The sequence below is a fragment of the Azoarcus sp. CIB genome (assembly GCF_001190925.1).
Taxonomy (GTDB): domain Bacteria; phylum Pseudomonadota; class Gammaproteobacteria; order Burkholderiales; family Rhodocyclaceae; genus Aromatoleum.
Genome location: NZ_CP011072.1, coordinates 2,679,122 through 2,694,195 on the forward strand (window position 1 = coordinate 2,679,122; position 15,074 = coordinate 2,694,195).

Sequence of the window (15,074 nt, forward strand, 5' to 3'; positions counted from 1 at the left end):
TACAGTCGCCGCACTGCAAGCAGTGCACCCGGTCCCTCTCTTGGACGCCGCAGTGGGCGGCCGGATCAGGCGGCGAAAACATAGGCCCGCACCCCCGCCGCCACGAACTCGACGGCAAGCGCCGCCAGCACGAGCCCCATTAGCCGCGTCATGATGTTGAGTCCGGTACGCCCCGCGAGCCGGCTGATCGGCGCGGCCAGGCCGAAGGCCACCCACACGCCGACCGCGATCAGGAGGCCGGCCATCAGCAACATCAGGATCCCACCGACGCTGTGCGCTTGGTCCGCATAGATGATCACCGTGCTGACCGTGCCGGGACCGGTCAGCAGCGGGATCGTCAGCGGCACGACGGCGATGTTTGCCCGCTCGCTCGCCTCGTCGCGTTCCTCGGGCGTCGCCCGGCTCGGTGCCGGCTGCGCGTTGAACATCGACACGGCGACGAGGAAGAGCAGCACGCCGCCACCGACCTGCAGCGATGGAATCGTGATGCCGAAACCGGCGAGCATGTACTGGCCGCCGAGGGCCGATATCGCGATCACGATGAAAGTCGCGAGCGCTGCGGTCCGGATGGTCTGGCGACGCGCCGCCTCGGATTGATCCTCGGTCAGACTGATGAATGCCGGGATCGCGCCGAACGGGTTGATCAGTGCGGCAAGGGTGATGCAGATTTTTGCGAATTCCATCGACGACTCTCCTTCACGAAGACGATGAACGAGTCGCGCCGACGCGGTTCCCTCGCCTACGTCGAGCGCTCATCCGTGAGCCGGTAAACCCCGCTGCGCTCGAGCACCGCCTGCCAGCCTGCTTCGAGCAGAATGGTCGTCGTGGGCTCCTCGATCAGCGCCGGACCCGCAATGACGACACCGCAGCGCATCCGCTCGCCGTCGTATATCGGCACCTCGCAGGGCACGATGTCGTCGCCCTGGCCGAGCCAGACCTGGCGCCACGTCTTTACCGGATCTGCCCCTCCGGCCGCATCGTCGTGCCTCCATACCGGGAGATCCGGAAAAACGCCATACACCGTGCTTTCGATATTCACGATCTCGACAGCACTATCGGGTTCGCAAAACGTGAACAGGCGTTGGTGAATCTCGTCGAATCGTTGCCGCAACAGCGCGGCCGACTCCGGGTGCAGACGACCACTGCCCGCCGCCACCGTGCATTCCTGGATCTGGCCGACGTAGCGCATGTCGATCGAACGTTCGATGCGGATTGCGTCGTCCGCGAACCCCTCGCTGCGCAGCACTCGGACCCCTTCCGCCTCGATGTCCTGGAACAGCCACTCCAGCCTCAGAAAATCCGTGTGCTCGTCGAGGCGTCCCGGACACGCCGCCATATAGCTGTACTTGACGTCGGATAGCACCTGCCCGAATGCGCACAACCCCGACGCGACCTTCGGCACCAGCACCTGGCGGATACCGATCTCGGACGCGAGTGCGGTGATGTGTGCGCCCGTCGCGCCGCCTGCGGCAACCAGCGAGAACTCCCGGGGATCGTAGCCACGCTCGACCGACACCCGCCGGATACCCGCGACCATGTTGGTATTGACGACCCGTACCACTCCGTACGCTGCCTTCTCGACCGACACGCCCAGCGGCTCGGCAATGTGGCGAGCGAGCGCCACCCTTGCGGCCCCGGCGTCTATCGGCAGCCGCCCGCCGAGCAGCGCCTCGGGATTCAGGTAACCGAGCACCACGTTCGCGTCGGTCACGGTCGGCCGCTCGCCTCCGCGCCGGTAGCAGGCGGGCCCGGGATTCACACCGGCACTCTGCGGACCGACCGACAGCATCCCGTAGCGATCGACGGCCGCGATCGATCCGCCTCCCGCGCCGAGCATTTCCACCTGGACGACCGGGATCCCCAGCCGATAGCGCAGGAAATCGACGTTCTTGGCGATGTTCGCCAGCCCCGCGCGACACAGCGTGACATCGAATGAAGTACCGCCCATGTCGACGGTGATGATGTCATCGACCCCGAGCGGACGCGCGACAAAGGTCCCGGCACGCGGCGCGGCGGCGGGCCCGGAGTTCACCGCATATACGGCCCGTCGTGTGAACTCCGTCGGCGAAGCCATGCCTCCGTTCGACTGGAAATAGCGCAGACGCGAGGCACCGTCATAGGCGCTGAAGAAATCCCCCACTTCGCGCACGTAATGCGCCACCGACGGTCCCAGATAGGCATTCAGCACGGCCGTTGACGTGCGCGTGTATTCACGAATCTGCGGGAGGACGTCGGCGCCGGTCGTCACATACACATCGGGCAGCAGTTCACGAACGATCTCGGCGGCGCGCTGCTCGTGTGCCGCGTTCACACAGGACCACACGAAGGAGATGGCAACCGCCTCGACGCCGGCATCCCGGAAGAAGGCACAAGCCTCCGCCACGTCGTTCTCGTTCAGCGGCATCAGCACCGAGCCGTCAGACGTGATCCTCTCCCGCACCGGGCGGCGCAGATAGCGCTCGACCAGCATCCGTGGAGGGGGATAGTTCGGATTGTAGCGGTAGCCCTCCTCCTTCTGGCCGAGACGGATTTCCAGCGAATCCTCGTGGCCGGCCGTCGCCAGCAGGCCCACCTTCGCGCCCGAATGCTGGATCAGCGCGTTGAGTGCGATGGTCGTGCCGTTGACGCACAGCACCGTCGCGTCGATCAGCGCGTGCGCAGCAAGCCCGAGTTCCTGCTCGATCTCGCGGAATCCCGCGGCGAGCGCCCGCTTCGGGTCGTCGGGGGTCGATTCGACCTTGAACAACCACGTGCGCCCGCCATTGTCGGCGAGCACGAAGTCGGTGAACGTACCGCCGGTATCGATGCCCAGACGGTAGGTCTTAGCCATGTTGCAACTCCTCGATGGCGGATCGCACGAAGTCTCCCTCACTCATTGCGCGCTCATCATCGACAGGTATTCGAAAAGCCGCTCGTTGTCACAGTACGCGACGTTGAAGCGGATCCATGGCGAGCCGTCTGCGCCAGTGCAGAAGCCGGCGAGCGGCGCCATCAGGATGCCGCGCAAGTTCGCCTCGTTGCACAGGGGCTCCGGGTCGTCGAGACCCGGAAAGCGCGCGAGCACGAACATGCCGGCACGCGGCCGATGGAAGAGCTCCAGCCCGGCCGCTTCGAGCCGCTCGCAGGTCTGCGCCTGCGCGATCGCCAGGCGCTCGCGCAGCGCGCGCAGGTGCTTGCGATACCGACCATCGAGCAGCACCTCGTGCGCAAGTCGTTCCGAGAGTTCCGAGCTCGTCAGGCCTGCGGCGATCTTGTGCAGCGTCAAGTCCTCGATGATGTCGGGGTGGGCTGCGATGTAGCCGACACGCAGGCTCGGCGCGACGGTCTTCGAAAAACCGTTGACGTAGATCACGCGGTTCAACTGGTCCATTCCGGCAAGACAGCGGCTGGAAAAAGGATCGAGCTCGGCGTAAATGTCGTCCTCCACGATTAGGAAGTCGTAGCGTTCCGCGAGCTGCAGCACGCGGTGCGAGGTCGGCATGTCGTAAGACACCCCGGTCGGGTTCTGCAACCGCGGGTTGATGAAGAAGACGCGCGGCTTGTGCTCCGCCGCCAGCGCATCCAGCACCTCGATGTCCGGCCCGTGCGCTCCCATCGGCACACCGACCACCTTCGCTCCCTGCAACCGCAGCGTGACATTCAGTGTTCCGAAACCCGGCTCCTCGACGAACACCGTCTGCCCCTCTCCGATCAGATACTTTGCCAACAGCGACAACGCATGCATCGCGCCGGTTGTCATCAATATCTGCTCGGGGTTCGCATAGATCTCCTTCTCGCGCAACCAGTCGGCTATCTTCCAGCGCAAGCTCGGAAAACCCTTGGGATGCCCATAACCCACAATTTGTGCCGTTGGACGGCCCGCAACGGCACGCAAACTTTTCTTCAATGCCTCTTCGTCGAACCAATCCTCGGGGAGCCAGCCACTGCCTGCGTTGATCGATGCGTTGCCTGTGACCCAGCCCTTGTGCACCGACCACAATGTCTCCATCCCGAGCGGCGGTCGCCCTCCATCAACGACTGCCGACAGGCGCCCGGATCCCACCTCGCGAATGAAGAAACCCATATTCTGGCGAGCCACCAGGCAGCCGTCCGCCACAAGGCGGTCGTAGGCTTCGACCACTGTCGACATGCTGACTCGATTGGTCTCGGCAAACTGCCGGATGGACGGAATCTTCATTCCGGAGCGCAACTTGCCTGCCTCGATCAGTGCGCGATAGCCCTCAACAATCTGAACCACCAAGGGTTTGGGGACTTTCGGATCGACAACGAACATGCGGGCTCTCAGATGAATTGCCGGAAGTTCGGCTACGCGGACTCAAGGTTAGCTTGGACCAAGGCAGCAGGTTGCACAACGAGCAAATTGAAGAACAGATCGCAGCACTGTACTGCTACACGAAGCAGTACAGTGCTGCGGCGCCAGGCTGGCGCGCAGCACAACCGCCGCTGTCATGCTCGTGCTGAAGAAGCCCCTGCCGGCGATCTGTGCCGGCATTGTTGCAGCTCCGCCTTCAAGCGAATCTGCACTTGCAATGGAGGACTGCGGAATTCGCGTTCGCAAACCAGGAATCCTGGCGCTCGGGTAGACACAGCGGTTGGGGACGACACGCTTTCCCCCCGAATGAGAGATCTTCTTTGCGGTCGCGGCGCTCGGTGAGAGGTTTTGTGGAGATTTCGCCACCTGGCGGGCGCGGTCGGCCGCGGTGATGTTTGCAGACCCACGAATCCAGTGCGGAACCCTTTAAAAACAAGCGGGCCCGCTCATCGGCGGGCCCGGTTTTGTAGATCGTTCTACAACCATTTTGGATACTGCGATTCGCTAACTGTTTGATTCGCTGGGGCGACATACCGGGATCGAACCGGTGACAACTGGAGCCACAAGACCGGGGCCAAGCACGTAAAATCAAACACTTACATCACATTTTTTTCAAAACAACGTCTCCCCACACCCAGCAACGGCGCGGAACTACGGCGGACTTTTGAAAGTTCTTTGGGCGCAACTTGACTGATTCCAGCGGCCCAATCCAACGTCCGTCACCACCGGGCGTTACGCAGTGATCACCCCTCCTGCCGCTCACGGCTTCCCGCTGAATGCCTTCTCGTCGGCTGAGCGCGTCGAGTTGACGATCAACGATGGCCGGCCGATCTGGCAGCGTTAGCCGTGCGGACCAAGCCCGCGCAACCGGACCGAAACCCGCAGGAACGGCTCTACGGCAGCCCAGGGTTTGGTGCCTCGCCTCGGGTGATCCGGCGGTTCACTCCTCGTCCCAATAGGGTTCTGAACCGATATGCTCGAGCAGGAAGTCTATGAATGTACGGACCTTGGCCGGCAGGTGCCGGGTCGGCAAATAGAGGGCGTATACATGGCGTTCGACGGGGATGTACTCGGACAGCGCGGCACATAGGCGGCCGGCCTGCAGATCTCTTCCGATGATGAAGGTCGGCAGCAACGCAAGCCCGAGCCCCCCGAGTACGGCCTGGGACAGCGCCTCGTCATCATTGATGCGCAGGCGGCCGGCCACGGGCACCGCGATCTCGCCCTCCGGTCCGGTGAAGCGCCAGAGGCCCTGCTCGCCGGAGTGCGTGTAGTCCAGACAGTTGTGGCGGGATAAATCCTGCGGGATGCGTGGCAGGCCGTGCCGCGCAAAGTACTCCGGCGTCGCACAGAGCTTGCGCCGTACCGGGGCGAGCTGACGTGCGACAACGGACAGCGGCAGTTCGCTCGCCACGCGCACGATGACGTCATATCCTTCTTCAGCGAGATCTATGCTGCGGTCGGATATGGTCATATCGACGTCCAGATCAGGGTATCGACCGAGGAAGTCCGCAAGGGCTGGCGCAACATGCAGCGTCCCGAAGGCTACCGACGCGGCGACGCGAAGGGTGCCGCGCGGCTGTGCATGTAGGCTGCTCGCCACTTGCTCGGCCTGCACCATCTCCTCAACGATACGGTTGCAGTGCTCGACAAGGACGGCTCCGACCTCGGTGACGCTCAGATGACGAGTGCTGCGGTGGAGCAAACGCACGCCGAGCGAATGTTCGAGCTTCGCCACCGCCTTACTCACCGCCGAGCGTGACGTGCCGAGGCGGAGGGCCGCCGCGGAGAAGCTTCCGCTCGCCACTACGTGTGCGTAGATCGCCATCAAATTCAGATCTTGCATGTCTGAATTGTATCCGCCCAGTGCGGATTCCGACCCAACGTGACCGCTGATTCCGAGAAGGGTGTGACCGGTGATTCCGAGATAGTGACCGCGGACTCCGATTTGATCGGGCCTGCGGAAAGGGAATCAGAGGGTCGCTCGAGCGGCGCCCTCCCACCAGCCGCTCATGAGACTTCGGGGCGGTATGCTCGCCTGCACCTTCGCGCAGCTTTCCCAGGCATCCTTGGGAACGCTCAGGCCGGCGAAGATACCGTAACCGCTGCCGGCGCAGATTTCCCCGCCGGCAAGGATGCTTTCTCCTGCCTGGATCGCACCATCGGCGAGAATCGTCGCGCCCGCGCGGATTCCCCAGCCAGCCTCGAGATGTCGGCCGCAGCGAATGGAGGCTCCCGCTTCGATGCCGTGCCCTGCCCGGATGTGTTCATCTCCGGCAATGTCGCACCCAGCGCGCAGGTTCTTGGCGCACGATATCGTTCCGTGCACGACGAGGTCCCCGCCGGTGCCCGCATTCCCCGCAAGATCGAGCGCGCCGCGGCAATACAGGTCCCGACCCACCCGAAGGTCGCCGCCGCAGGCGATGTCTCCGCCGGCATCGACACCCCAGCTTGCGCGCATGTCGCCGCCCACCCCGACACGGCCGTCGGCACGAAGATGTCCGGCGACACGAAGGTCGCCTCCGACATCAATTTCCCGCCCGACACGGATGCTCCCTCCCACCCGGAGCGAGTGCCCGACACGCAGTACGTCGCCCACGTCAATATTGCCGCGCACCTCTATCGTGCCTGGATACACCAGGGCGTTGGCATCGATGCTGTCGACGACCAGCACCGCATCCGTCGGACCGAACTGGTCCATCAGCCAGCACGCGTCAGCCGCACGATTGTCGGCCACCAGCGCGTCGAGCAGTTCCTGGTAGTTTCCACCGCCCCCATAGTGGCGCAGGAACCAACGGAAGCCATTGGCACAGGGGCTCTTGGCGCGAACGAAATCTCGGGTCAGATCCATGCATTAATTCCTTGTCCGCACGGCATCGGGTATGCCGGCAGGTTCCTCCGGTGGGGCTGGCGGTACGATGGGTTTCCGGCAGCGGCATGCGAGCACCTACTCCGCATGGCAGGCCATCGTTTCGCGCGAATACTCCCGCAATGGCTTGCAGTGACTTAGCCTCAGGGTCGCACGCGCCGATCCACGTGAAAGGCGCCGAAGCGATTGCGGGTATCCGACATTCATTGCTCAGTCGTTCGAGACCATCGCAAACTGAGTTTATCGGGGCGGTCTCGCATCGCTACTTGACCAGCGTGATCGGGATGACCGTGCGGTACAGCACGCTCCACGAAATCGAGCCGGCCGTGAGACCCGCGAACCAGCCGAGACCGTGCGAGGCCATGACAATGCGGTCGCAGTCGATGCTCGTTGCAAGCTCGAGAATCTTGTCCACGGGGTCTCCCTGTGCGACATGGACCTCATAGTTGGCTCGGGCTGCATCGAGTGTGCGCAGCGCGGCATCACTAGCCTGAAGCGCCCGCTCACGGTCGCCGGAGCGAATGTCCGCATCCCTTGCTGTCGGTCGGCCGAGGAACGGTCCGTCATCGGCCCTGTGCACATTGAGCAGATGAATTCGCGGCCCATCAGTCAGCTTGCCCGTATATTCGAGTGCGTGATGCAGCGCCCGCAGAGACCCAGCTGAACCGTCACAGACGACCAGCAGGTCACCCGTGCCCGCGGCGAATTGCCTCGCACGGTGTCGCGATTTGACCAAGGTCACCGCAATGTCCGTGTTCTCCAGCACGTCCAGCGCGACCGAACCGAGCAGTGCGCACGCCACGCTGCCGGCGCCATCCGCGCCCATGACGATTTCCGTGATGCGCTGCCGGCGGGCGTAGGCGAGGATCACCTCGGCGGGATTGCCCGCCGTGAGCTGCAGGTGATAGCGCCCGTCTGCCTCGCCGAGACTCCGGCGCGCATCCTCCGTTTCGGCGAGTCCGGCGTCCATCAGCGTATCGTCGTCACTCGTGTTGCCGATAATGGTCTGCACATTCAACACGTGGAGGGCCGATCCAGCCGAGCGGCCGGCCATGCTGGCGGCGACGCGCAGGGCCGCCAACGAGGCGGGAGAACCGTCGACCGGAGCAAGGACGCGATAGACCGGAAGGCGGCGCGTCTTTCCCCCGACTTGCGCCGCAAGGCCAACCACGCGCCCGAACTGATCGCGTTCGACCATTTCCCAGTTCATGAAATCGGTTGTCACTTCCATATCGCCGCCTATCGACTGAAACGGGGTTCCTTCACGCTGTTGCTCGATCGATTCCGGCAATACGACAGCCCTATGACCGGCCGAAGCGGCCCGATCGTCGGCAGGGCTGCGCATTCCATGCCTGAGGGAATCCTATGCCACTCGCAATGGGCCGATAAGCCACCGGCGAGGCATCAGCTTGTATCCCTACAAGACACAATTGCGGCACCCTGGCTCGCTGGATGAGCATTTGGAGCGCCTCATTGTAGAGCGGACGACAACAGCGACGTTCCGCGGCGCCGGCTTATCCCGCTGGCTCCCAACGCCTACCATAGGAGTGGCCCGATGACGGGTTGCGGCCCCCCGCCGAAGACGACGCGAGGGCAAAGGAGGCGACATGACAACGAAATCGGCTGACATCGCGCGCGGGGCATCCATCGATACCGCACACGAGACAATGCAGCAACTTCGCGTCGAGCCTGATGCGGCAACCCGTCGCGGCGAGGCGCGCGGGTTACTCCTGGAAGGCCCACGCGGACCGGGTCCTGACCGGAACAGCGAGCCCGACTCCACGGACAAGCCGGCGGCGCTCCTGCGCCGGCCGCCCGGGGTGTGGGTAAAGCAGCCGATGACGGCCTGATCCGATGACGACGGCTACGGACTGAAGGAGAACGTCGATGAGAGAGCAGAATCGGGATTGCACCCCAGAGGACGACAGTCGCCTTGTGCTGGTCGCCGTGAGGCCGAGTGCGCGCTTTCACCGGCTCGGGGGCATTGGCAGCCTGATGGTGCTTTACCCGGGCCGCGATCCGCGCGCCCTCGTCCCAAGGCCGCCACCCGAAAGGAGCACGACACCGGAGGGCGTCCCGGCCGACGCGGCTTGACGCGGTGGTGTCGGCACCATTGGGGTCGCTAGTCCTGGCTGACGATCTCGTCGACGAGCCCTCATACGCCTCCCCTACCTCGGTCAGCATTTGGCGACGTGTGCGTCGTTGCGGCAGACGCACGCCCAGCCTGGCTTCGACACGACTGACCAATTTGCTCACCTGCGATTTCGAGCCTCAGGCGCTTCGCCGCGTCGGAAAAGCTTTTCGCCTTGTGCATCTGGACGAACACGACGTGTGTCATTGACGTCGTACGCGCGGCCTCCTAACTGTTTCCGTATTGGAAACAATACTGTGCCCACCGAACGGCTAATCAAGCCTCGGCTCGGCCCATATCATGGTGTCACCATCGGCGGAAGGCGCCGCTACGTCCCCTGGAGTCAAGAGAAATGATGCAAGAGACTAACATCATCGTTAGCGAGGTCGATTTTGTGCGCTTGATGGCGATTCAACCGTCACCACCCCTGCGTGCAGAACTCGAACGGGCAATTGTAATTCCCGTGGAATCAATCCAGACGAACGTCGTCACGATGAACGCGCGGGTTCACTATCGTGATGAGAGAACCGGCCTCGATCGTGAAGTGCAAATCGTGTTCCCGGACGAGGCCGACATTGCGCTGGGGAAGGTGTCCATCCTGGCGCCGGTCGGCGCAGCCCTGATCGGCCTGAGCGTGGGTCAGGCGATCGACTGGGACTTTCCCGACGGCACCGAGCGCCGCCTGACGGTCATCGCCGTCGATCAGTCCGGCAACGCCAGCCCTGCGGGTGCAGATCACCGGCATTGAAGGTCGCTCACGATGGTGCCCGGGTGCGGTCACGTACCGGCGGCGCCGGCCTGCCGTCATTAGCCGACAGGCGTTCCCACCAAACAGGATAGCGTCGCCGGGCACACTGGGCCTTCGCCGCGCGTCCTCCGGTTGATGGTATGCCTGGCCAGCCTGTGGCGACGCAGGCCAACCCGGCGCGCCCCGTTCCCGCACGTGCTTTGATCTGCGGGCGAGGACTGCTCACACGGAGACGAGCACGTCGCACTGGGATTCGGCCAGGACATGCTTGGTGACGCTGCCGAGGAATAATTCGTCGAGCATGCTTTCGCCGTGTTTGCCCATCACGATCAAGTCGCAGTCCGCTTCCTGCTCCTGCTCGATGATGTGCGTTGACGGAAGGCCCTGCTGCACGACAAGCCGTGCCTCGTAGGGCGGCAATCCGGCTTGCGCGCTCAAGGCATTCAGATTCTGAATCGCTTCCTGCCGGGCTAGCGTGCGATAGCCCCTGATCACTTCTTCCTCTACACCGGCGTAACGCAGATGGCCCTCGAACGGCACGTCGAATGCATGCAGCAAGACGATTTCTGCCCGTGGCGCGACAAGCCGCGCATTGCTGATTGCGCGCAGCGACGAAGGCGAGAAATCCACCGGCACGAGCACCGTTCGATACGGTTCATGCGCAGCCTGCTTGACCACCAGCATCGGACATTTCGCCCGACTGAGCATCCGTTCCGCAGTTGAGCCCAGCAGGATATGCCGCAGGAAGCTCTCGCCGCGAGCACCACAAACGATCAGGCCCGCTGCCGACACATCCACGGCCTTGTCCAGTTCTGCAAGCAAGGAGCCAAACGCAACATGAGCACCGGCGGACACGGCGTAGTGGTTTTGGAGAATGACGACAAGATCATGCAACTTTTCCCGTGCGCTCTTGAGCACCTGCTGTCTCAACTCGTCCGTCGAGTTGCCCATGAGGTGGCGAAGCTTGTCCAGCGGTGCAAGATCTGCCACATGCAACACGTCCAACGGAGCCCCCGTTTCCCGACTCACGAGGGCTGCACGCTCGACGGCATGGCGAGCCGGTGCGGAGAGGTCGGTAGCGGCAAGCAGGCGGTTCAGTTTCAACATGGTCATTTCCTATCCATTCGAATGCTGTTCGCGTCAGCACGGCAGCATCGACCCGGGCCGGGCACCTATCCTGGGTGGTTGGGAGGTCTATGCATGCTTCGGTATAATATTGCTACAAAAGTTCTCAGCTTTCACGACTATCCCCGGCAAGCAGGCAGAGCGGGGGAATGCTTGGAGGCTACGCATCGATGAGCGACCGCCACATGGATCATGCCCGCCCCCCAAGCTGGCATGCGCTGTCCAAGGACGACGTGGGACAGGTCCTGCAAACCGGGCCGGAGGGCCTGACGGAGGATGAAGCACGCCGTCGACTCGTGCAATACGGCTCGAATCTACTCGCTCCGCCGGCGCGGCGCGGCCCCCTCCTGCGGCTGGTCATGCAGTTTCACAACATCCTGCTGTACGTGATGCTCGGCGCAGCGGCCATCACGGCGGTGCTCGGTCATTGGGTCGATACCGGGGTGTTGCTCGCCGCGGTGGTGATCAACGCGATCATCGGCTTCATCCAGGAGGGCAAGGCAGAGGCCGCGCTCGACGCGATCCGCGCGATGTTGTCTCCGCATGCGACGGTGATACGTGGCGGCCATCGACGCGAACTCGACGCTGCCGATCTCGTCCCCGGCGACTGGGTGACACTGACCTCTGGCGACCGCATTCCGGCGGACCTGCGGCTGGTTTCCGCACGGGAATTGCGGATCGAGGAAGCCGCGCTGACGGGCGAATCCTTGCCTATCGAAAAGGGGACGGATGAAGTTAATGCCGACGCCCCGCTCGGCGATCGGTACGGCATGGCCTATTCGGGCACCTTTGTGGTCTACGGTCAGGCGACCGGCATCGTCGTGGCCACAGGCGGCGCGACGGAACTGGGCCGGATCAATCAGATGCTCGCCGACATCCAGAGGATGTCGACGCCGCTGCTGCGCCAGATCGACCATTTCGGCCGCGTGCTGGCATTGGCCATCATCGGCGTGTCGGCGGCGACCTTCGTGCTCGGCACGCTGTGGCGTGATCACGCGCCTGCCGAAATGTTCATGATGGTCGTCGCGCTCGCGGCCTCGGCGATTCCTGAGGGCTTGCCGGCGATCATGACCGTGACCCTCGCGCTGGGGGTGCAGCGCATGGCCCGGCGCAACGCCATCATTCGCCGCCTTCCGGCAGTGGAAACGCTGGGCGCGGTGACGGTGATCTGCTCCGACAAGACCGGCACGCTGACGCGCAACGAGATGACTGTGCAACGCTTGGTGTGTGCGGGCCACGTGTTTGACGTCGGCGGCGTCGGTTGCGCCCCGGTGGGGGATTTCAGCATCGACGGCCGCATCGTCGATGTCGCCCACTACCCCGCGCTGTCGATGGCGATCCGCGCAGGTGTGCTGTGCAACGACGCACGCCTGCGCGAAGACGATGACGTGTGGCGGGTGGAAGGCGATCCGACCGAAGGCGCACTGCTCGTGGCCGGACGCAAGGCGGGATTTTCGCAGCATGCCGGGGATACGGCTTGGCCGCGGATCGACTCCATCCCGTTCGAATCGCAGCATCGCTTCATGGCGACCTGGCATCGCGATCCGGACGGAGACTTCTGGCTCTTCGTCAAGGGGGCGCCCGAGCGCATTCTCGACATGTGCGAATGGCAGCTGAACCATGACGGCGAGCGGTCGCTGGATGTCGACTACTGGCGCCGGATGGCGACCGACACGGCAGCACAGGGTTTGCGGCTCCTCGCTGTCGCGTGCAAGCGCGGCGCACCGACCACCGGCAGCCTGGAACCTGCCGACGTAGAGCAGGGATTCATGCTGCTCGCATTGATCGGCATCATCGACCCCCCTCGCGAGGAAGCCATCGAGGCGGTAAGCGAGTGCCACCACGCGGGCATCCGCGTCAAGATGATCACGGGCGATCACGGCGAGACGGCGCGTGCCATCGGCGCCCAACTGGCCATTGGCGTCGGAAAGCCGTTCGTCACCGGAGCGGAAGTTGCGATGATGGATGACGCCGCGTTACGTCGGGTGGCGATGGAGGTCGACGTGTTCGCGCGGGCCAACCCGGAACACAAACTGCGTCTGGTGCAAGCCTTGCAGGAAGACGGCCAGGTGGTCGCAATGACCGGCGACGGGGTGAATGATGCTCCGGCACTGAAACGGGCCGACGTCGGGGTGGCGATGGGCCTCAAAGGCACCGAGGCGGCCAAGGAGGCGTCCGACATGGTGCTCGCCGATGACAACTTCGCCACGATCGCGACGGCGGTTCGGGAAGGCCGTGCGGTTTATGACAACTTGAAGAAATTCATCCTGTTCATGCTGCCCACCAACGGCGGCGAAGCGCTCGTCGTGATTGCGGCCATCCTGTTCGAGCTGGCGCTGCCGCTGACACCGGCACAGGTGTTGTGGATCAACATGGTCACCTCCTCGACGCTGGGGCTGGCGCTCGCCTTCGAGCCGGCCGAGGACGACATCATGAAACGCCGCCCGCGGCCACCGCGCCAGGCGCTGTTGTCCGGCTTCTTCATCTGGCGGGTGTTGATGGTCTCCGTGCTGATGATGACCGGCGCGCTGGGGCTTTTCCTGACGGAGCTGGCCGTCGGCACGAGTCTGGAAACAGCGCGCACGATGGCGGTTAACGCGGTCGTCATGGCCGAAATGTTCTACCTGATCAACAGCCGCTACATCTTCGCGCCCGTCACGAACCGGGGAGGACTGACCGGCAATCGTTACGTCATCTTCGCCATCGCCGCATGCATTCCCTTGCAGATCGCCTATACGCATGCGGGATTCATGCATGGCATTTTCGATTCGACCGATCTCACGCTATTGGAATGGGGCAAGGTAACAGCGGCCGGCCTGCTGGTGTTTGCCGTCGCTGAACTGGAGAAATTCGTCATCCGCCGTACCGGTCTCGCCGCCCGTCTGAGTGACGCGTGAGCGGGCATCAACCCAAGGAGAACTGAAGTGACGCATGCAAGCGCGATTCATCCCCCGGACCGCCCGCCCGCGCGTCTGCTGCTGGCGACTGACCTCGGCGCACGCTGTGACCGTGCGCTGGATCGGACTGGCCAGCTGGCCAGCGAGTGGCAGGCCGAGGTCATTGCCTTGAACGTCCTCGATCCGTCGGTGTGTGCGGATCAGACGCTCGCGTGGATAAGCGGAGCCACTGACGAACAATTGATGAACGTTGCCCAACGGCAGCTTGTCCGCGACCTCACCGGGATGAAGATGCCGGTACAGGTCCGAATTGTGCGCGGACAGGAGCCCGAAACAGCTATCCGGGATGTAGTCAGCGCCACCAGCGTCGACCTCGTCGTCACCGCAGTCGCCCGTCAGGAGACCTTTGGGCGCGCCCTGCTGGGCTCGACCAACGAGCGCCTGGCCCGCTCTCTGGGGCAACCCTTGCTGGTCGTGCATGGTCGGACGCACGGCCCTTACCGGCGGATCGTGGTGGCAACGGACTTTTCCGAAGCGTCCCGCCACGCCCTGCTCACGGCGGTTGCGTTCTTTCCCGGTCGTGATTTGACGCTATATCACGCTTACTCTCCTCCCATGTCCGGCCTGAACATGACTCTGTCGAATGCAGGAATTGCCCCGCAGATCGCGCACGCGGAGTGTGAGGCCTTCATTCACGGAACTCGCCTTCCCGCGGGCATCCTCATGCATCCTGTAGTCGAATGCGGCACGATCACGACGACGCTGGCGCCTTACGTACGCGAAAATGACGTCGATCTCGTGGTGTTGAGCGGTCATGGCCACACCGGCATCATGAGCTTGCTCCTGGGCAGCACAGCCGAGAGGTTGCTCGAGTGCCTGCCCTGCGACACGCTGCTGGTGCCGTCACATCGCTCCACCGTGTAGATTGAGCCGGTCCTGCACACAATGCGGATGGAGGACCGGTAGCGCCCCCCCCCCGCCGCCCCGCGCAA

At 63.7% G+C, this 15,074-nt stretch carries 11 protein-coding genes; 4 read left to right on the top strand and 7 right to left on the bottom strand.

The annotated features are described in order from the left end of the window. Positions 1-65: 65 nt before the first annotated feature. The 6 genes from AzCIB_RS11765 to AzCIB_RS11790 all read right to left on the bottom strand — a co-directional run bounded on the left by AzCIB_RS11765 (position 66) and on the right by AzCIB_RS11790 (position 8,526). Positions 66-683, bottom strand: coding sequence for a MarC family protein (locus AzCIB_RS11765; RefSeq protein ID WP_050416073.1), 618 nt, complete (start codon positions 681-683; stop codon positions 66-68). A gap of 56 nt (positions 684-739) precedes the next feature. Further along, complete coding sequence (capA, locus tag AzCIB_RS11770) at positions 740-2,830, bottom strand: caprolactamase subunit alpha (protein WP_050416074.1); 2,091 nt, start codon at positions 2,828-2,830, stop codon at positions 740-742. Between the two features lie 42 nt (positions 2,831-2,872). Then, entirely contained in the window at positions 2,873-4,273 is a 1,401-nt protein-coding gene (locus AzCIB_RS11775; protein ID WP_050416075.1) for an aminotransferase-like domain-containing protein, read from the bottom strand. 979 nt (positions 4,274-5,252) lie between these two features. Beyond that, entirely contained in the window at positions 5,253-6,140 is an 888-nt protein-coding gene (locus AzCIB_RS11780; RefSeq protein WP_232299206.1) for a LysR family transcriptional regulator, read from the bottom strand. A 144-nt stretch (positions 6,141-6,284) separates the two neighbouring features. After that, on the bottom strand, positions 6,285-7,163 hold the full coding sequence (locus AzCIB_RS11785) for a hypothetical protein (protein ID WP_050416077.1): 879 nt from the start codon (positions 7,161-7,163) through the stop codon (positions 6,285-6,287). A gap of 280 nt (positions 7,164-7,443) precedes the next feature. Beyond that, positions 7,444-8,526: a universal stress protein gene (locus AzCIB_RS11790; RefSeq protein WP_083446985.1), complete on the bottom strand. Its 1,083-nt coding sequence runs from the start codon at positions 8,524-8,526 to the stop codon at positions 7,444-7,446. A 262-nt stretch (positions 8,527-8,788) separates the two neighbouring features. On the opposite strand from AzCIB_RS11790, the gene AzCIB_RS11795 reads away from it, so the two are divergent. Together AzCIB_RS11795 and rnk are read left to right on the top strand one after the other, a co-directional pair. Then, positions 8,789-9,031 carry a hypothetical protein gene (locus tag AzCIB_RS11795; protein ID WP_050416079.1) on the top strand — a complete coding sequence of 81 codons (243 nt, stop codon included), beginning with the start codon at positions 8,789-8,791 and terminating at the stop codon, positions 9,029-9,031. A 636-nt stretch (positions 9,032-9,667) separates the two neighbouring features. Then, positions 9,668-10,060, top strand: coding sequence for a nucleoside diphosphate kinase regulator (gene rnk / locus AzCIB_RS11805; RefSeq protein ID WP_232299207.1), 393 nt, complete (start codon positions 9,668-9,670; stop codon positions 10,058-10,060). Between the two features lie 222 nt (positions 10,061-10,282). Here rnk and AzCIB_RS11810 read toward each other — a convergent pair whose 3' ends face one another. Beyond that, positions 10,283-11,167, bottom strand: a complete 885-nt coding sequence (locus AzCIB_RS11810) for a universal stress protein (protein WP_050416082.1) — start codon at positions 11,165-11,167, stop codon at positions 10,283-10,285. A 188-nt stretch (positions 11,168-11,355) separates the two neighbouring features. Between AzCIB_RS11810 and AzCIB_RS11815 the strand changes: the two genes are divergently transcribed. Both AzCIB_RS11815 and AzCIB_RS11820 read left to right on the top strand, forming a co-directional pair. Beyond that, positions 11,356-14,082, top strand: coding sequence for a cation-transporting P-type ATPase (locus tag AzCIB_RS11815; protein WP_050416083.1), 2,727 nt, complete (start codon positions 11,356-11,358; stop codon positions 14,080-14,082). 27 nt (positions 14,083-14,109) lie between these two features. Continuing rightward, entirely contained in the window at positions 14,110-15,006 is an 897-nt protein-coding gene (locus AzCIB_RS11820; protein WP_018991740.1) for a universal stress protein, read from the top strand. Positions 15,007-15,074 lie beyond the last annotated feature (68 nt).